At 68.1% G+C, this 17,828-nt stretch carries 19 protein-coding genes; 8 read left to right on the top strand and 11 right to left on the bottom strand.

What is annotated here, in order from left to right; genetic code table 11:
- Nucleotides 1–320: 320 nt before the first annotated feature.
- Both ABZX37_RS47235 and ABZX37_RS47230 read right to left on the bottom strand, forming a co-directional pair.
- Entirely contained in the window at nucleotides 321–542 is a 222-nt protein-coding gene (locus tag ABZX37_RS47235) for an RNA-binding S4 domain-containing protein (RefSeq protein WP_354750882.1), read from the bottom strand.
- A gap of 13 nt (nucleotides 543–555) precedes the next feature.
- A complete protein-coding gene (locus ABZX37_RS47230) occupies nucleotides 556–1,308 on the bottom strand; it encodes a trypsin-like peptidase domain-containing protein (RefSeq protein WP_354750881.1) in 753 nt (250 codons plus the stop codon).
- A 66-nt stretch (nucleotides 1,309–1,374) separates the two neighbouring features.
- Between ABZX37_RS47230 and ABZX37_RS47225 the strand changes: the two genes are divergently transcribed.
- Nucleotides 1,375–2,211 carry an SDR family NAD(P)-dependent oxidoreductase gene (locus ABZX37_RS47225; RefSeq protein ID WP_354750880.1) on the top strand — a complete coding sequence of 279 codons (837 nt, stop codon included), beginning with the start codon at nucleotides 1,375–1,377 and terminating at the stop codon, nucleotides 2,209–2,211.
- A 121-nt stretch (nucleotides 2,212–2,332) separates the two neighbouring features.
- Nucleotides 2,333–2,989, top strand: coding sequence for a hypothetical protein (locus ABZX37_RS47220; protein WP_354750879.1), 657 nt, complete (start codon nucleotides 2,333–2,335; stop codon nucleotides 2,987–2,989).
- A gap of 50 nt (nucleotides 2,990–3,039) precedes the next feature.
- Here the strand turns inward: ABZX37_RS47220 and ABZX37_RS47215 are convergent, their stop codons facing one another.
- Nucleotides 3,040–3,696, bottom strand: coding sequence for a response regulator (locus tag ABZX37_RS47215; protein WP_344287659.1), 657 nt, complete (start codon nucleotides 3,694–3,696; stop codon nucleotides 3,040–3,042).
- Nucleotides 3,693–5,285, bottom strand: coding sequence for a sensor histidine kinase (locus ABZX37_RS47210; RefSeq protein WP_354750883.1), 1,593 nt, complete (start codon nucleotides 5,283–5,285; stop codon nucleotides 3,693–3,695). The genes ABZX37_RS47215 and ABZX37_RS47210 overlap by 4 nt, the downstream gene beginning before the upstream one ends.
- Before the next feature lie 184 nt (nucleotides 5,286–5,469).
- Here ABZX37_RS47210 and ABZX37_RS47205 point away from each other — a divergent pair, with 184 nt between their 5' ends.
- The 4 genes from ABZX37_RS47205 to ABZX37_RS47190 all read left to right on the top strand — a co-directional run bounded on the left by ABZX37_RS47205 (nucleotide 5,470) and on the right by ABZX37_RS47190 (nucleotide 9,111).
- A complete protein-coding gene (locus tag ABZX37_RS47205) occupies nucleotides 5,470–6,273 on the top strand; it encodes an ABC transporter ATP-binding protein (protein WP_116200696.1) in 804 nt (267 codons plus the stop codon).
- Nucleotides 6,263–7,141, top strand: coding sequence for an ABC transporter permease (locus tag ABZX37_RS47200; protein WP_354750878.1), 879 nt, complete (start codon nucleotides 6,263–6,265; stop codon nucleotides 7,139–7,141). Before ABZX37_RS47205 ends, ABZX37_RS47200 begins: the two co-directional genes overlap by 11 nt.
- Nucleotide 7,142: 1 nt before the next feature.
- Nucleotides 7,143–8,198 (top strand): ABC transporter substrate-binding protein, encoded by a 1,056-nt coding sequence (locus tag ABZX37_RS47195; protein ID WP_354750877.1) that lies wholly within the window; start codon nucleotides 7,143–7,145, stop codon nucleotides 8,196–8,198.
- Between the two features lie 199 nt (nucleotides 8,199–8,397).
- Nucleotides 8,398–9,111, top strand: a complete 714-nt coding sequence (locus ABZX37_RS47190; protein ID WP_354750876.1) for a G1 family glutamic endopeptidase — start codon at nucleotides 8,398–8,400, stop codon at nucleotides 9,109–9,111.
- A gap of 48 nt (nucleotides 9,112–9,159) precedes the next feature.
- Here the strand turns inward: ABZX37_RS47190 and ABZX37_RS47185 are convergent, their stop codons facing one another.
- From ABZX37_RS47185 to ABZX37_RS47170, 4 genes are all read right to left on the bottom strand, one after another.
- Complete coding sequence (locus tag ABZX37_RS47185) at nucleotides 9,160–9,480, bottom strand: antibiotic biosynthesis monooxygenase (RefSeq protein WP_354750875.1); 321 nt, start codon at nucleotides 9,478–9,480, stop codon at nucleotides 9,160–9,162.
- A 43-nt stretch (nucleotides 9,481–9,523) separates the two neighbouring features.
- Nucleotides 9,524–10,198, bottom strand: coding sequence for a hypothetical protein (locus tag ABZX37_RS47180; RefSeq protein ID WP_354750874.1), 675 nt, complete (start codon nucleotides 10,196–10,198; stop codon nucleotides 9,524–9,526).
- Nucleotides 10,199–10,288: 90 nt separating this feature from the next.
- Nucleotides 10,289–12,043 carry a LuxR C-terminal-related transcriptional regulator gene (locus tag ABZX37_RS47175; RefSeq protein ID WP_354750873.1) on the bottom strand — a complete coding sequence of 585 codons (1,755 nt, stop codon included), beginning with the start codon at nucleotides 12,041–12,043 and terminating at the stop codon, nucleotides 10,289–10,291.
- A 30-nt stretch (nucleotides 12,044–12,073) separates the two neighbouring features.
- Nucleotides 12,074–13,060: an AAA family ATPase gene (locus tag ABZX37_RS47170; protein WP_354750872.1), complete on the bottom strand. Its 987-nt coding sequence runs from the start codon at nucleotides 13,058–13,060 to the stop codon at nucleotides 12,074–12,076.
- Between the two features lie 388 nt (nucleotides 13,061–13,448).
- Here ABZX37_RS47170 and ABZX37_RS47165 point away from each other — a divergent pair, with 388 nt between their 5' ends.
- Nucleotides 13,449–14,546, top strand: a complete 1,098-nt coding sequence (locus tag ABZX37_RS47165; RefSeq protein ID WP_354750871.1) for a S1 family peptidase — start codon at nucleotides 13,449–13,451, stop codon at nucleotides 14,544–14,546.
- Between the two features lie 42 nt (nucleotides 14,547–14,588).
- On the opposite strand, the gene ABZX37_RS47160 is transcribed toward ABZX37_RS47165, so the two are convergent.
- From ABZX37_RS47160 to ABZX37_RS47150, 3 genes are all read right to left on the bottom strand, one after another.
- On the bottom strand, nucleotides 14,589–15,221 hold the full coding sequence (locus tag ABZX37_RS47160) for a DUF4232 domain-containing protein (RefSeq protein ID WP_354750870.1): 633 nt from the start codon (nucleotides 15,219–15,221) through the stop codon (nucleotides 14,589–14,591).
- Between the two features lie 207 nt (nucleotides 15,222–15,428).
- Entirely contained in the window at nucleotides 15,429–15,836 is a 408-nt protein-coding gene (locus ABZX37_RS47155) for an SsgA family sporulation/cell division regulator (RefSeq protein WP_354750869.1), read from the bottom strand.
- A gap of 165 nt (nucleotides 15,837–16,001) precedes the next feature.
- Nucleotides 16,002–16,472 carry an Lrp/AsnC family transcriptional regulator gene (locus ABZX37_RS47150; protein ID WP_354750868.1) on the bottom strand — a complete coding sequence of 157 codons (471 nt, stop codon included), beginning with the start codon at nucleotides 16,470–16,472 and terminating at the stop codon, nucleotides 16,002–16,004.
- A 204-nt stretch (nucleotides 16,473–16,676) separates the two neighbouring features.
- Here ABZX37_RS47150 and ABZX37_RS47145 point away from each other — a divergent pair, with 204 nt between their 5' ends.
- Nucleotides 16,677–17,675 carry a beta-ketoacyl-ACP synthase III gene (locus ABZX37_RS47145; protein ID WP_354750867.1) on the top strand — a complete coding sequence of 333 codons (999 nt, stop codon included), beginning with the start codon at nucleotides 16,677–16,679 and terminating at the stop codon, nucleotides 17,673–17,675.
- Nucleotides 17,676–17,828: the final 153 nt, after the last annotated feature.

Below are 17,828 nucleotides of genomic sequence, written 5' to 3'. Positions count from 1 at the left end.
TTGTCAAGGCGGGAAAGATGCCTTGACAAGCACCCCCAGACCGCAGGGAGGCTTCGTATCGGGGTTGGGGGAGGGGCTGGGTGCCTCGATCGTTGGGTGCACCGGTGCGGTTTGGGGGCTGGGTGCACCCAACGTTGGGTGCATCGGCTGCGGTTTCGGGTTGGGGCGCATCGCGGCGAGCGAGCGGGTGGGCTGTGAAGGGCTCCTTGAGGGAATCTGATTCCGTGAAGGAGCCCCTCACGGACCGGCGATGGTCGTGAGGGGAACCCTGAGGGACTCTGAGTCCGTGAAGGTGGCCCTCACGGATGTCGGGCCGGAGGTCAGTGCTCCAGGGAGACGCGGGCGTTCTCGGTGCCGACGCTGACTACGTCGCCATCCGCCAGCTGGCGGCCTCGGCGGGTTTCCACCTCGCCGTTCACCGTGACTTCTTCCGCGTCGATCAGGTCTTTCGCGTGCGAGCCGTTGTCCGCGAGGTCGGCCAGTTTCAGGAATTGGCCCAGCCGGATCGGTTCCCCGGTGATCGGGACGTCGCGCGTGCTCATGGGGCGCATCATGTCACGGCATGGTGGTCGCCCGGTTGTAGAGATCGGTGATCTGGTCGTCGAAATAGCTCGAGTACGACACGTCGTCCGTGTACCCGCCTGCTTCGTAGCCGCCGATCACGCCTACTACGGTGCCCGTTTTCGTCTCGGGGGACGGGTCCGCTACCAGTGGGCTGCCGCTGGTGCCGGTTGCGAAGCCGGGGCAGTCGACGCGTACCTGGTGTTCGTCTTGCTGCTGGGTGTGGGTTTCGCAGGTGGCGACCTCGTCGACGCCGTCGGGGTAGCCGGCCACGGTCACCGGGCGGGCGAAGGGGCCGTTCGTGCCTAGCTGGTTGGCTCCGGTTACCGCTTCCAGGGGTTCGGGGGAGCCCTCCTGGCGTGCGGTCGCGAAGCCGACATCCAGGTTCGGATCAGACGAATCGATCCAACCCTGAGCGACGAGTTCGCCGCCGACTTGCCAGTACCCGTAAGGCGCGACGCCGTCGTGGAAGCCGGGGGCGAAGGTGACATTCGCCAGGTAGCCGCCGCCTTCGCCGTCGTGGATGCAGTGTGCCGCGGTGAGCAGTTCGTCTCCGCGCTGGCTGTGCACGACGCTCGCGGTGCAGTAATGCGAGCCGTCGACGAACAGTGCGCCGATCGACGCGTGGATCGGCTTCGTCGGGGTCGACGACGCGACCGCGGGTTCGTCCGACGCGCGCTCAGCGCATGCCACGATGGTCCCGCTCGCACTGATTAGTGCGAACAGCCCGATCACCGTGCGCCGCATGCCACCTCCTGTACTGGTCCTCGTCACTAGTATCAGAGAAAGCGGTGAGACCAGGGTGGGGAGACTATGAAGGACTTCTCGAACAAAGTCGCGGTGATCACCGGGGCGGGGTCGGGCATCGGCCGGGCGCTGGCGCTCGAACTCGCGTTGCACGGCGCTCTCCTCGAACTGTCCGATGTCGACGCCGAAGGTCTCGACGGCACCGTGCGCGAAGCCCGCGAACGCGGCGCCGAGGTGCGGGGCCATTCGCTCGACGTCGCCGACCGGGCCGCGGTGCTCGCTCACGCCGAGGACGTCGTGCGGGAGCACGGACGGGTCAACCTCGTCGTCAACAACGCCGGGGTGGCGCTCGGCGCGACCGTCGAGGACATGACGTTCGAGGATTTCGACTGGCTGCTCGGCATCAACCTCGGCGGCGTCGTGAACGGGACGAAGGCATTCCTGCCGCACCTCATCGACTCCGGCGACGGCTACGTCGTCAATATCTCCAGCGTGTTCGGATTCGTCGGAGTGCCTACGCAGAGTGCTTACAACGCGGCGAAGTTCGCCGTTCGCGGATTCACCGAGTCGCTGCGCGAAGAAATGCTCGCGGCGCGGCATCCGGTCGGCGTCAGCTGCGTGCACCCGGGCGGGATCAAGACCAACATCGCCCGCAACGCCCGCGGCGGAGGCGGCGGCGACCAAGCCAAGGCGGCGGCCGGATTCGACAAAATCGCCCGCACCACACCGAAGAAAGCGGCCGAGACGATCCTGCGCGGCGTGCGCAGGCGGTCCGCGCGGATCCTCATCGGAGCGGACGCCTACGTGATCGACGCGATCCCGCGCGTGCTCGGTTCGGCATACCAGCGCCCGCTCGCGGTTTTGGCGCGCCAAGGGCTCAAGCGCGTCGAGCGGAACGGATAACGCGTCGCGACTGTCCGCATTCTTGATCACTCGATGGAGTTGCATTTTCGCCGAACCCCTCGGGAATGTCGCAGAATGCTGCCAGTCCACTCGTGTGTCCGCACCCCGGAGGTAGCCCTCGATGCTGCGCCTTGCCGAGCGCCGGTTGGCCGCGCCCGCTGACCGCGCCTCCGGGGAACTGGTCGACCGCACCGGAATCATCGCCGCGAGCATGCCGCGCGGGCCGCGGCTGCTGGACGAAGCGGCACCGGAGACGAGCTGTGAATCGACCCAGCAGATCCCGGTGATCGCCGGATGCGCGCCCGCCGAGGAACGTCCGCGCGCGGTGGCGTCGCGGCGGCGGGCCCGGGTGTGGGTCGGCACCGGGGTGGCGGTCGTCCTGGTCGGAGTCGGCTGGCTCGCCGGCGGGTTCTTCACCGGCGTGCTTCCCGGCCAGTCCACCGACGACGCCGTCGTGCAGGCCGAGCAGCGTGTCCCGATCGCGGAGCAGCAGATCCCGGTCCCGCAGACGATCACGCCGCCGGTGACGCAAACCGCGCCGCCGGTCACGGTGTACGTCCCGGTGCCCTCGCACCAAACCCCGGTGCGGCGGCACAACCCGATCCGCCCGACGACGCCGCGCGAGACGTCGGCTCCGGCGGCCCCGGAGCAGGCCGATCCGCGGGCGGACCTCGGGACGCCCGCTCCGAGCAAGACCCCGCCGCGGGTGGGTATCGACCAGTTCCTCGACTGGAAGCCGTGGTTCGACGCGGCTCAGCGGATGTCCGGCGGGCGCTGAGCCGTGAGTGTTCATCCCGGTTCTCACCGGGACAAGCACTCACGACGGCATCAGCCGATCCAGCCGTATTCGTGCTCCGGCCGCCCGGTCGCGCCGTAGCGAAGCCGCATTTCCACTGCTCCCGACTCCGCCAGCGCGGTCAGATATCGCTGCGCCGTGGCGCGGGCCATGCCGAGTTCGCGGGCCACTTCGGCGGCCGACAGCGGTGTCGGCGATCCGCGGAGCCGCTCCGACACCAGGCGAGCGGTCGCGCTTGACTGGCCCTTGGGCGTCGCCGCGCGGTCTTGGTCGTGCAGAGCGCGGAATGCCCGGTCTACGTCGTCTTGGGACAGCGGACGTTCGGTCGCGACCAGGCTGCGATAGCGGGCGTACGAGGTGAGCCGTTCCGACAGTTGTCGCGTCGTGAACGGTTTGATCAGGTAGTTCAGCGCACCGGCGCGGATCGCGGCGGCGATGGACGCGGCGTCAGTGGCGGCGGACAGCACGATGGTGTCCGTCTTCAGGTCGGGCAGGACGGAAAGGCCGGGCTCGTCCGGCAGGTAGACGTCCAGCAGCACCAGGTCAGGGGCCAGCTCCCGGACGCGGGCGCGGGCTTCGGCGGCGGTGTGCGCGACCCCGGCGACGGTGAATCCCGGCACCTCCGACACGAATCCCGCGTGCACGCCGGCGACGCGGAAATCGTCGTCCACGATCAGGGTGCGGATCATGCGTCGGTCTCCTCGGGTCGGTCCAGCAGGCCGGGAAGTTTGGCGACGAACAACGCGCCGGTCGTCGCGCCGCCGGGGTCGGCGAGCCACACGTCGCCGTCGCGGGCCCGCGCGGCTTGGCGAGCCAGAGCCAGCCCCAGGCCGTGGCCCGGACTGAGCTTTGTGGACACTCCTTCGTCGAAAAGCTTGTCCCTCAGGGTTTCGTCAATTCCGGGTCCGCTGTCCACAACGGATACGTGCAAAGCGGCACCATCGGCGAGCAGGCCGACTTCGACCCACGCTGGACGGCGTGGGCCCATGCGGGCGGCGTGCAGGGCGTTGTCGACGAGGTTGCCGATGACGGTGCCCGCGGCGATCGGGTCGGTCACCGAGGCGGGGACCCAGGCGTCGTCGGCCAGTCGCAGCTCCATGCCTTTTTCTTGCGCCTGCTCGGTTTTCGCGACCAGCAGGGCTTGCAGGTACGGATCGGTGACCCGGTCGTCGAGCGGTTCCGCGCGCGAGGCGGTGGATTCGGTGAGAGTTTGCAGGTATTCCTCGGCTTCGGTGTGGTGGCCCAGCTGCAGCAGGCCGGACAGCGTGTGCAGGCGGTTCGCGAACTCGTGCCGTTGCGCGCGCAGGCCGTCGGACAGCGAGCGGATGCCGTCGAGCTCGCGGGTGAGCGTGTCGAGGTCGGTGCGGTCGCGGAAGGTCAGCACGGTGCCGAGCGAGCGTTCATCCCGTTGTACTGCACGGGAATTGATCACCAGGACTCGGTTTCCGGCTACGGCCAGGAGGTTGTCCACCGGGCGCCCTTCCGCGACGGCTTTGTGGACTCGCGGGGACAGGTCCAGGTCTTCGAGCGGAGTGCCGACCGGGAGCGGGATGTCGAGGAGGCGTTCGGCTTCGTCGTTGCGGACGGTCACCCGATGTTCCGCGTCGACAGCCAGGACGCCTTCGCCGATGCCGTGCAGGACGGCTTCGTGCTCGTAGAGCAGTTCGGTCAGTTCGTGGGGTTCGAGGCCGTGGGTTACTCGGCGAAGGCGGCGGTTGAGCAGGGCGGACGCACCCGCGCCGATCAGGAGAGCGCCGCCGCCGAAGACCACCGTCAGGACGAACAGCCGGTTGAAGTCGCCGGTCAGCTCTCCGATGCGGTAGCCGACGCTCACCTCGCCGACGACCCGCGAGCCCTGCTTGATTGGGGTCTTGCTGCGGACGGACGGCCCCAAGGTGCCCGCGTTGAACTCGCTCACCACGTCGTTGCCCGCGATCACCTCCTCCCACGGCGTGCTCACCCTCTTGCCGATCTCGGACAGCGTCGGATGGGCCAGCCGGATGCCGTGATCGTCCGTGATGACCACGAACAACAGCGCATCGTCTGTCTGCGTCTCGGCTTCGACTCGCTGCTGGAGTTCCGGTGTGGGCTTCCGGGCCGCCGCGCCCGCGATCACCACCGGCTCCGTCGCCACTGATTTCGCGATCGCCAGCGCCCGCTCGCCGTACTGTTCGGTCAGCGTCGTGCGCAGGAGCCAGCTGATCAGCGCGACGCCGAGGCCCACGACGAGGACCACCACGCCGATCTGCAACAGCAGCACCTGACGGGTGAACCGCATCCGCGGAAAGAGCGCCCACTTCGGCATGCCAGGGAACATACCCCCAGCTCAGCGCTGTGCGCTAAACGAGCAAAACGTGGAGAACGCGCAGAGCGCACGCAGAACGTCGACAAGCTTCTCCGCCGCGAAACGCGCTCTTAACCTGCCTCGAGCGAGTCCCCACCGTGACGAAGGAGTCACCTCGATGGCCCCACTCATCGAACTGATCGGCGCCACCAAAAGGTTCCCGAGCGGATCAGGTTCTGTCCACACCGCTGTCCGCGAGCTGACCATGACCGTCGAACCGGGGGAGTTCGTCGCCGTGGTCGGGCCGACCGGGTGCGGCAAATCCACCACGTTGTCCCTGGTCTCCGGGTTGCAGCCGCCGTCGGCGGGCCGGGTCGTCGTGCACGGCTCCGACGTGAAGTCCATTCCGGACGGTGTCGGCTACATGTTCCAGACCGACGCGGTGATGCCGTGGCGTTCGGTGCTGGACAACGTCGCTTCCGGACCGCGCTTCCGCGGCGTGTCCAAAGAGGACGCACGGAAGAAGGCGGCGGACTGGATCGGCCGCGTTGGTCTGGCCGGGTTCGAGAAGTACTACCCGCACCAGCTTTCCGGCGGTATGCGCAAGCGTGTCGCGTTGGCGCAGACGCTGGTCACCGAACCGAAAATCCTGCTGATGGACGAGCCGTTCTCCGCGCTGGACGTCCAGACGCGCGCACTGATGCAGGACGAACTGCTCCGGCTGTGGTCCGGCACCGGTGCCGCGGTGATCTTCGTGACGCACGACCTCGACGAGGCGATCGCGCTGGCGGACAAGGTGGTCGTGCTGACCACGAGCCCGGCGACGGTCAAGGACGTCTTCGAGATTCCGCTGGAGCGTCCGCGCAAGGTGGAGGAACTCCGGCTGACCGAGGAATTCCGCAAGATCTACTCCGACATCTGGGAATCGCTGCGCGGCGAGGTCGACAAGGCTCGCCAGAAGGGAGCGACCGGTGTCGCTTGAGACTCAGACCGCGCCGACGCCGGTCTTCGAAACCGAACAAGACATTCTTTCCCGCGCGAAGCGCTCCGCCGGACGGCACAAGCGCAACGTCTGGTTGCTGCGGCTGGCGATTCTCGTTGCCTGGCTTGGGTTGTGGGAGGTGGCGGGCCGGTTCTGGATCGACCCGTTCTTCTATTCGATGCCGTCGAAGATCTGGGAACGGCTCACCGAATGGTTCACCACCGGGACCGACTTCGGGACTATTTGGTACCAGATCCTGGTGACCGTCGAAGAAGCCGTGATCGGCTTTGTGCTCGGCGCGGTCGCTGGCGTGATCTGCGGTGTCATTCTTGGTCGCAGTGCGTATCTCGCTGAGGTGCTGGCCCCGTTTATCAAGGCAGCCAACGCGATGCCGCGTATCGTGCTCGCCGCACTGTTCGTGATCTGGTTCGGCCTCGGGCTGTCCTCGAAGGTCGCGACGGTGTTCGTGCTCGTGTTCTTCGCGGTGTTCTTCAACGCGTTCACCGGTGCCAGGGAAGTGGACCGCAATCTGATCGACAACGCCCGCATTCTTGGCGCGACGCGGTGGCAGGTGCTGCAGTCGATCGTGCTGCCCAGCGCGACGTCGTGGATTCTTTCGTCGCTGCACGTCGCGTTCGGCTTCGCGCTGATCGGTGCGGTCGTCGGCGAGTACACCGGTGCCAAGGCAGGTATGGGCTTCCTGATCGCCAACGCGCAGGGCACGTTCGACACCGCCGGGGTTTACGCCGGGATGCTCGTGATCATGGTCGTCGCGTTGTTCGCGGAATGGCTGATCGGTTCCGCGGAGCGCAAACTGCTCCGCTGGCGTCCGCAGATGTCGGCCGACGACGGACGACGGGATATCTGATATGCGGCTGAAGAGGACACTCGCGGTCGCGGCGGCCGCGCTGGTGACCGTGGCCGGGGTGAGCGCCTGCCGGGATTCCCGGGAGATCGACCTCGGCAACGGCGGGCGGCCGCACATCAAGATCATGGTCGGCGGACTGTCCAAAGTGATCTATCTGCCGGGTCAGCTCGCGAAGCAGTTGGGCGAGTACGAGAAGCAGGGCCTGGACGTCGAACTGTTCGACCAGCCGTCCGGGGCCAACGCGGAAACCTCGTTGCTGGCCGGTGAGGTGCAGGGCGTGGTCGGGTTCTACGACCACACGATCGACCTGCAGGCCAAGGACCAATGCATCACCAGCGTGGTGCAGTTCGCGAATGTGCCCGGCGAAGCGGAAATGGTCGCCACGCCGAAGGCTGGGCACATCAAGTCCGGTGCGGATTTCCGCGGCAAGAACCTCGGCGTCACGTCGCTGGGCTCGTCGACGGACTTCCTCACCAAGGCGCTCGCGAGCCGCGGCGGGGTCGGCAGCAAGGATTACACGCCGGTTAAGGTCGGCGCCGGGCAGACGTTTATCTCTGCCATGCAACAAGGTTCGATCGACGCGGGCATGACGACCGACCCGACCATCGCGCAGTTGACCAACACCGGACAGGCCAAGGTGCTGTACGACATGCGCACGCCGGAAGGCACGCGGGCGGCGCTGGGCGGACTGTACCCGGCGAGTTCGCTGTACATGAGCTGCGAAATCGTGAAGCGTTATCCGGACGTCGTGCAGAAACTCGCTAACGCGTATGTGAATTCGCTGAAGTGGCTTTCCACGCACACCGCGGAGCAGGTGGCCGATCTGATGCCGCCGTCGTTCGCGGGCGGGGACAAGGCGTTGTACGTCAAGTCGCTCAAGGACAGTCTGCCGATGTTCACCAAGGACGGCCGGATGGACCCGTCCGGCGCGCAGAACGTCTTGAAGGTGCTCGGCGCTTCCTCCAGCAACGTCAAGCCCAAAAAGGACAAGATCGATTTGTCCAAGACGTACACCACGCAGTTCGTGGACGCCGCGCACGCCCGTACGGCGCGGTAGTCCACTTCGGAAGGAGTCCGTGCCGGCCCGCTGCCTCCCCCGGCGGGCGGGCACGGACTTCCGTGTACACACAGGAGAATCGGGACATTTGGTGAAGATTTCCCGAGATGTGAATACCCTTCGAAAGTAGCTACCAACTCGGGCGAGCGAAATTCAACACTGGTACGCGCAGGCACTCCCGTGACCAGATTGGATGCCCATGAGTTCTCGATCTTTCCGTCGTCCCCTCGGATTGCTGGCGGTCGGCGCGTTCGCGGCCGCGACCCTCGTCGCCGGCCCGGGAGCCGGGCCCGTCACCTTCGGCAAGCACTTCCACGGGAACCACTACTCGGGCGGAAACTGGGGCGGCTACGTCAGTTTCGGCAGTTTCACCACCGCGACCGCCGGCTGGACCGAACCGTCGGCGACCTGCAATTCCAGCAACGACCTGTTCGCGCCGTGGGTGGGCATCGACGGCGACGGATCGTCCTCTGTGGAGCAGACCGGCGTCGCGACCGATTGTTCCAGCGGGAGCCCGCAATACCAGGCGTGGTACGAAATGTACCCGGCCGCGCCGGTGTACTACTCGGCGAGCGAGGCGCCGGTGAAGGCGGGCGACCACATCACCGCGACGGTCACGCGCAGCAACAACAGCTACAAACTCGACCTGAAGAACGACACGCAGGGCTGGACGAAGACGACCACGCAGTCGCTGAACGCGCAGCACTCGTCGGCTGAGGCGATCATCGAATCGCCGTCCGATTCGTACCCGGCGATCAATGGCGGCGTGAAGTTCGACGGCGTCAAATTCGACGGCAAGAACCTCGCCGACACCAGCCCGCAGGGCCTCAACGCGGACGACGGCGGCAGCGCGACCTGGACCCCCGGCGCGATCGGCTCGGACGGCCAGAGCTTCTCGATGACCCGGCAGTAAAGGTCGTGAGGGGAACCCTGAGGGAATCAGAGTCCCTCAGGGTTCCCTTCACGGACGTTCGAAGCGGTAAGCGCGTTCGACTCGGGTGACGTGCACGTCGAATTCCGTGTACCACTCGGCACGGCCCCGGCGGCGGGTTTCGGTGTGCTCCAGGTGCGTGCGCCACGCGGCGATGGAGTCCTCGTCCTTCCAGTACGAGACGGTGATGCCGAGCCCGGACTCGTCACGCACGGAGTTCTGGGCGAGATAGCCGGGCTGTTCGGCGGCGAGGTTGGACATGTAGGCGGCGCGCTCGGCGTAGCCGCGGTCGCCGTCGGTGCGCCGGGACGTGAAGATCACCGCGTAGTAGGGCGGTTCGGGAAGCTCCATGGCCGGAGATATACCGGGCGGGTGCGGGCAGGGCTAGCGGGTTTCAGCCTTGGAGTCCGTTGACCGCCCAGGCGAACACCATCAGCGCGAGCAGCAGCGAGATTCCGGCCTGGACCATCATGGTCATTTTCGCCCAGATCCGCAGCGGCATGACGTCGGTCGGGCTGAACGCGGTGGCGTTGGTGAACGAGGTGTAGAGGTAGTCCAGGTACCGCGGCTCCCATTCGGCCTTCGCCATCGACGGGTCGCTCATCTGCGGAAACTGCAGATCAGGGAAGTCCGACCGGCCTGCCGCGCGCCTGGCCGGGCCGCCGCGGTCGAACTCCCAGTACCAGAGCGAGAAGACGACGATGTTGGTCCAGTAGATGACCACGCCGCTGATCAGCACCTGCACCGCGTGCCCGCGTTGCGCGCCCTGTGCGATCCCGATCACCAACTGCACCGCGGACGCGCCGTTGAGCACGCTGACGACGGCGAGCGAGGTCAGTGCCACCATCCGCTCGACGATGTTGAACTCGCTGAGCCGTCCGGGGTTGAGCAACAGCAGCGCGACGATCAGCACGGCGGTCAGTGAAGGCAGCAGCCACCACGGGTGCAGCACCATCTCGTCGGGCAGGGCGAGCTGCAGCGCGAGCGTTCCGACGACGACGGCGGCCGCAGGCCACCGGGTCTCGCCTTTGGTCGCCCGCCGCCAGGCAGGCACTGATTCGTCAGCCACCTGGACAACGGTAGGGCGCGGGCAGCGGGTTGGCGCGTCGCAGCGATAGACGTGTCGCGGGGCATGGCGGTCGAAGAGGACGAACCGGCGTCAGGGTGACGGAACGCTTGGCAGCTTCCTCGCGACGTCCGTACGGCTTCGCGCGCCTAGCTTGCGAAGCACCTTCGCCACGTGCTGCTCCACCGTGCGCGGTGACAGGAACAGACCGTCGGCGATCTGACGGTTCGTTCGGCCCTCCGCGAGCATCTCGGCGACTTCGCGCTCTCGCGGGGACAGTTCGCGGCCGTAGCCGCGACGGCCGCGTTGTGACGGTGCCCAGGCACCGTGTTCGCGAAGCACGTGATGGCAGCGGCCAGCGTCGCGCGTGGCACCTAGCTGTACGTACGCGGCTGCGGCCTCGCTGAGGGCGGCTGTCGCGCCGCCTTGGCCTGCTTCGAGGCGACAGCGTGCTGCGCGTTCACGCATGCCTGCGGCGAGGTATGGCATCGGCAGCTCTGCGTACGCGTCGGCGGCGGTGTCGAAGAGCGTTGCTGCCGCGAGATGCTTCGCGCGGGCGCTTGTCAGGACAGCGCGGCCAGCATGCAGGGCTGCCACGGCGAGAGGCGCGTCGCGATCTTCGATGCCGCGCGCGAACTCTTCGACAAAGGCGTCGGCGTCGTGCCAACGGTCTGCGCGCGTGTACGCCTCCGCGGCGGCTGGGACGAGTGACGCCGCCCAGACCCACACGCCTTTGCGGCGCGCGGCGTCGACGGCGACATCGGCGGCTTCGCAGGCTGCGGCGACGTCATCGGTCGACAGGTGCACGCCGATCAACACCGAAGCCGCGCATAAGACAACGGGGATAGGGCCTTCGCCCGGACGGTGCGCCGAGGCGTCGGCCAAGTGTCTTCGCGCCGCCGCGAACTCACCGCGCACCGCGGCCAGGCCGCCCAGCACCAGCGACGTCTCCATGACGATCGCGCCCAGCGCAGGATGCCGCGTACGGACGTCTTCAGTCGCCTCGGCCAGGCCGTCCCATTTGCCGCGGAACCAGGCGAGCCGCACCTCGGTGCCTTCGATCAGGCCTTTCGGGTACAGCGCGCCGGCTTCGGAAGCCCGGCGCAGACCCTCGGCGACCAGGCGTTCGGTCCGGTCGAGGTGGCCGGACCACGACTGCGCGTCGGCGAGGTTGCACCACAGCCGGGCCAGCTGCACGCGTTCGGCGACGCTCGGCGCGGTGTCCGGCATCGCCTCGAACTCCGCCCACGCCGAACCGTCGCCGATGTGCGAGGCGGTCGCGACCCGGTCTCCGGTGAGCGTCAGCCGCAGCTCGGGATCGGTCAGTCCGGAGTGGACTTCCCGGGCGCGGCGCATCCACTGTTCGTGCCACGACAGCGGCGTGAGCCCGTCGAACGGCAGCGCGAGCAGGTTGATCCCGCGCGCGGCGAGTTCCGGCCGATCCGCCAGTTCGGCGACGGCGCGTTCGACCGCCGCGCGACCCTGCTCCAGCCGACCGGCGACGCGGACCAGCAGCATGCCCAGCGCGAGCCGGATCGTCCCGTGCACGGCTGGCGGCAGCGGCCGGTCTTCGAGCACTTTTTCCAGCGTCAGATGGACATCCGGGCGGAAGACGCGCAGCGCGACGTCGCTGAGCTTTTTCGCCAACCGGCCGACCGCGTCCTCGTCCGCCTTCGCGACGATCGCCTGCAGCAAGTCGATCGCGCGTGCGGTATCGCCTTGCGCGACCGCCTCGTCGGCGGCTTCTTCGGCGTACTGTCGCCATTCCTCGACGCATCCGGCGGCGTGGGCGTGCGCGGCGAGCAGCGACAGGGATTGACCGGGCAGGTGCATTGCCTTGGTGTGCAAGAGTTTTCGTTCAGGCGCGCTAAGGCCATCCTACACTGCTTTGCGCGCGAACGGATGCCGGAAGCCGTAGCGATTGTCGTCGACCTCGTCCAGCAAGCCGGACAGCACAATCTCGCCCTCGGCCAACCCCGCCAGCTCATTCAGCACCGACAGCTCGGCGGGAACATTGAGCACAGCCGCGGCTTTGGCAAGCTGCGCCGAGGATTCCGGAAGCGCGGACAACTGCCTGGACACCGATTCCTGAAGCGCAACAGGAACTTCCAGCCGGTCCAGCGTCGACTCGGTCAGTTCGGCACCACGCAGCGCGCGAAGAGTTTCCTCTGCGACAAAAGGAATCCCGGCGGTGTACTCGTGCAGCTTCGCAGCGAAGTCGGCGTTGAGCCGAGGCAAAGCCAGAAGGTCGCAAGCCATCGCGGAGACCGCCGCGGAGTCCAACGGCCCGAGCGTGACCTGCGCGCTGTGCACCCCGGGAACGCTGCGAACACTGGAGTTCCCGGTGCCGCAGGTCGCGACTACGCCCAGGTCCGGCGGCCAGTCGACCGCGAGAAACCGCAGCAGGTCACCGGTTCCGGGATCAGCGCGATGCAGATCGTCGATGAGCAAGACGGTCGGCCCGCAGGCAATCAGCAGTTCCCGGAACGCGCGGAACACGCGATGCCGTTGCGCACCGGCGTCCGGCAGCGGCTCCGGAGCCGGAGGCAGCACGTCGGCCAGCTCGGGCAGAAGCGGTTGCAGCGCACCGGCGACCGGGCTCAGCGGCCCGAGCCGATTCCCGGCGGAGCGTAACGCTTCCAGCACCGGCCCGTACGGAAAAGGCTCGGCCAGTTGCGGGCACGCGCCGCGCAGCACGCGGATCCGGGAGAATTCCGGCCGGGCGGCGAGTTCGGCGAGCAGCCGGGTCTTGCCCATTCCCGGCGCGCCCTCGACCAGCACCGCGGCGGGCCGGTGGCGGAGAACTTCGGCGACGGCGGCGAGTTCGCGGTCGCGTCCGGCGAATGCCGCCGGGCGCGGACGCACGGAAACCAATGTCGGAACGGCCGGCCACATCACGACCTCCCCAGTGCGCGTCTTGTCCGTTTCGCCCGGAGCTTAAGCAGTGCGCGGGGCGCGGTAAACCGACTCTCGACGGGTGCTCGGGCACGCTCCTCACACGTCTGCCTTCGTACGGTGACCAAATGGCAGAAGAAATCCCGGCGTGCGGTCACAAAGAGTGCGAAACCGTGCGGCGTTGCCCGGTTCAGCGGAACAACCCACGGACGCTCGCTCTGGCGGCGAACGCTCGGTAGTCGCGCAAGTCCCTACTTAAGGATTGCTCCGCTACCTATTCTCGCGGCCACTTATTGCAGTGGATTGGACCACCGCCGCACCCTTCGAGGCCGGGGGGAACCGAACGCGAGGGAGAAGCATGAAAGCCATCAGATTCCTCGGTGCCGCAACCGCTGCCGCGGCGGTGACGGCGATCTTCGCCGGTGTCCCGGCCGCGAGCGCCGCCCCGCTCAACCCCGACATGGTCCCGGCGATGCAGCGCGACCTCGGCCTCACCCACGGCCAGGCACTCGTCCGGCTCGCGAACGAGGAGGCCGCGAACAAGGTCGGCGCGGCACTGGAGAAGGCCCTCGGCGAACGTTTCAGCGGCACGAGCTTCAACGCGGCGACCGGCAAGGCCGTGGTCGCGGTGACCGACGCGGCGCTCGTCGGCCAGGTGCGCGCGGCAGGCGCCGAGGCGCAGGTCGTCCGGTTCAGCGCCCGGCAGCTCGACTCGACCGTGCAGAAGCTCAACGCCCAGGAGAAGTCCGCGCCGAAGTCGGTCACCGGCTGGGGCATCGACACCGCGAGCAACCGGATCAGCCTGACTGTCCTCAAGGGACAGCGTGGCGCGGCGGAGCAGTTCGTCCGGCAGTCCGGTGTGGACACTGCGGCGGTGAGCGTGACGGAGACCTCGGCGGTGCCCAAGGCGCATTACAACGTGCTCGGCGGGGACGCGTACTACATCGGCGGTTCGTCCCGCTGCTCCGTCGGATTCTCGGTGAGCGGCGGCTTCCTGACCGCGGGCCACTGCGCGGCTCTCACCGGCGGCGGCGCGCTGACCGGGGCCAATCGGGTCGCGATGGGGCAGTTCTCCACCTACCGCTTCCCCGGCGCGGACTACGCGGCCGCCCGGGTCAACAGCAACTGGACCCCGGTCGGCCAGATCAACAACGGCACCCGCGTCGCCGGTTCCACCGAGGCCGCGGTCGGCGCTTCGGTCTGCAAGTCCGGTTCCACCACCGGCTGGACCTGCGGCACGATCCGCGCCAAGAACCAGACCGTGCGCTACCAGGAGGGCACCGTGACCGGCATGGTGCTCACCAACGCCCGGTCCGACCACGGCGACTCCGGCGGTTCGTTCATCAGCGGAAACCAGGCGCAGGGCATGGTTTCCGGCGGCGACACCGTCAACAGCTACTACTACCCGGTGAACGTCGCGCTGTCCGCGACCGGCACGACGCTCGTCCGAGGCTGACGTCCGAGCGGGGAGTGCCCGCGCGGGGCACTCCCCGCTGCGTCAGGACGGGTCGGCGGTGATTCCGTCGACCCAGGTGCCCGGGTGCGTCGCGCCGTCCTGGCGAGTGATGGCGATGTTCGAGGGCCACGCCGCCTTGAGCGCCTTGGTCTGGCCCGGCGGGATCGTGCTGAGGCTCTGCGCGGTCCAGGCCGGGGATTCGGCCGGGGGGTTCGGGTCGGACGGGAGCACGGTGATCTTCGCGGTCGCCGTGCGTCCCGGGGCGAGGATGTTGTGCGCCGGGCCGTTTTCCCGCCGCAGCAGCGAGTCGACCGGTCCGTAGACGGGGTGCTCCGGTCCGTGCAGGTCGACCCCGGGAGTCCCGTGCAGGTCACAGGCGCGAGACGAAGTGTTCTTGAACGTCAGCGGGAGCTCGAGCTGGCTGCCGGCCGGTTTCGCCGCGCCCAGCGACACGGACAGGTCGTCGGTGGTGCATCGCGACGTCGGCGCGTCCGGCTTCTTCTCCTTGGCGGTGCTCGCCGGAGCGCTGGACTCCGCGGCGGAGGAGGCGGGAGCGGCGGGCGAGGAAGCCGCCGGCGCGGCGGAATTCGCCGGGGAACCGCAGGCCGCGAGGGCGAAGGCGCTCGCGAGGACTGCCGAGCCGACGGCAGCTCGGGTGAGCTTGGTGAGAGACATCCGGGGTTTCTCCTAGGGTGACCGCGCGCCCGCGTGCTTCGCGGGCATCCGGTTGATGCCCAAGATCACCAGGACTATGCGCCGGTCTTTCCGGACGCCACTGTGTTCTGGCTTACGGTGGGTCCAAATGCGACAAAGGCGGCTCGAGTGCCTCCAGCGCACTCGAACCGCCCCTGTCCTCATTGCCGCGGGATCGGCAGGTCTTTCTCACACGTTGCTGATCTCCTCGATCAGCCCGTCGATGTCGAAGTGCTCGCTCTCGGCTCCGAGCGGCACCAGCTCGTAGGAAGATTCGAGGAACGCCTCGAGGTCGGCGCGCTCCAGCTCGAACGACGCGTAGCCGTCCGGCGACTCGATTTCCAGCGTCAGCAAGGCTTCGTCCTCGGACAGGTCCGGCCGGATCCGCACGTCGCCGATCCCGGTCGGCTCGTCCAGCCCGGTCACGAGCAGTTCGCGGGCGAACGTCCACTCGATCCACCGGCCGCGCTCGGTCCGGAACGCCACGGTGACCGCGTAAGGCTCCGACACGTGGAAGGAGAGGCGGGACAGCACCGGCGTAGTGCTCTCGTTCAGCAGTACGAACTGGGTCTGGTGTACGGCGTCGGTGGTGTGCACGGCTGCTCCTGGAGTCCTCCGGTCGTTCGCGCCTCGCGAACTGGTCGGCAGGGAGATGATCGACTCGGGGGCACATGACGTCGTTCGGCCGACGTTCACGCGATCGGTTGCATCAGGACGCGAACACGTAACGCCGGACACAGAACCCTTGCGTTTCCGCCCAGGTCAGGAGAGCGGCAGCGTAAGACCCACTTTGACCCGGTCCATCGCGACGCTCGTGGCGAAGTGCCGGACGTTGGGGTTGTCGAAGAACGTGCGCCGGGCGAACGTCTCGAACGCCGCCATGTCCGGGCAGGTGACCACGAGGACGAAGTCCGCGGTGCCGGTGACGTAGTAGCACTGCTGCACGCAGTCGTCGGCGAGGACCTGGGCGCGGAAGCCGTCGAGCACCGCCATGCTCTCGCGCTCCATCTCGACCATGACGACGAACGTCATGTCCAGCCCGAGCGCGGCCGGGGACAGCACCGCGATCTCCTTCTCGATCACTCCGGCTTCGCGCAGCCGTTTGATCCGCCGTTGCACGGCCGCGGCGGACAGGCCGACTTTGGACCCGATGACCTCGGCGATCGTGCGGGCGTCGTTCTGCAGGCAGGAGAGGATGGCGAGGTCAAGCTGGTCCAGGTCGGGAGTGCGCACACTTCAGGCTAACCGGGCGCACCGACAAAAAGCCTCGCAATTACCACGCCGGTGAACCGCCGGTCGCAATACCTCCTATCGAGCGAATGTGGAAGAGGTCTCTTAGTGACGTGGAACACAACTGACCGGTCTACCCAGGGGTAGGCCATACAAGGGGAGGCAACCGGCGACGTCCGCCAACAAGCCGGTCTGGGAGGTTCCGCCATGAGCGCTGTCCGGTCGCGCCACCGTGCCGCCGTCGTCGCCGGAATCGGCGGCGCGCTGCCCGAACAGGTCGTGACGAACCACGAGATCGCGGCCCGGCTGGACACCACCGACGAGTGGATCCGCACCCGCACCGGGATCAGCGAGCGCCGCCGGGTCGCCCCCGGCCAGTCCACAGTGGACCTCGCTGAAGAGGCGGGCCGGGCGGCGCTCGGCCCGGACGGGCGCGCGGACGCCGTCGTGCTCGCCACCTCCACCGCCGACCAGCTGTGCCCGGCCACCGCGCCGCAGGTAGCGGCCCGGCTCGGCCTCGGCACGGTGCTGGCGCTCGACGTCAACGCGGTGTGCAGCGGCTTCATCTACGCGCTCGCCACCGCCGCCGGGTTCATCGCGGGCGGGATCGCCGAGCGGGTGCTGGTGATCGGCGCGGACGTCTTCACCTCGCTGGTCGACCCGGACGACCGCACCACGGTGCCGATCTTCGGCGACGGCGGCGGCGCGATCCTGCTGCGCGCGGGCGACCCCGGCGAACGCGGCGCGCTGGGCCCGTTCGACCTGCACAGCGAGGGCGAACTGGCCAAACTGCTGTGGGTCGAGGCGGGCGGTGCGGCGCAGCGCGTGCCGGCGGACCCGAAGGACCGGTACCTGGTCATGCAGGGCACGGCCGTGTTCCGGCAGGCGTGTGCGCGGATGGCGGAATCCTCGCGCGCGGTGCTGGAACAGGCGGGCTGGATGGTCGGCGACGTCGACCGGTTCGTCGGGCACCAGGCCAACATCCGCATCCTGCAGGCGACCGCGAAGCAGCTCGGCATGCCCGCGGACGCGGTGGTGTCGAACATCGACCGGGTCGGCAACACCAGCGCGGCGTCGATCCCGCTGGCGCTCGCGGACGCGGTCGCCGACGGGACGCTGACGCCGGGGCACAAGGTGCTGCTGACGGCGTTCGGGGCCGGGTTGACCTGGGGTTCGACGGTGTTGACCTGGCCTGAGCTGTCGTGAGTGCCTACCCCGGTCAGCGCGGACGGCGTGCTGGCTGCCTGGGGCGCAGGGTCCTTGCCGCCGATGGGCCCGGCGCGCGATACCAACGTCCGTGAAGGGCTCCTTGAGGGAATCAGATTCCCTCAAGGAGCCCGTCACGGACGTTGACCAGGA

Source organism: Amycolatopsis sp. NPDC004079, from assembly GCF_040610415.1.
Taxonomy (GTDB): domain Bacteria; phylum Actinomycetota; class Actinomycetes; order Mycobacteriales; family Pseudonocardiaceae; genus Amycolatopsis; species Amycolatopsis halotolerans.
The sequence above is the reverse complement of the archived record's forward strand: the minus strand, read 5'-3'. Positions and strand labels throughout refer to the sequence as shown.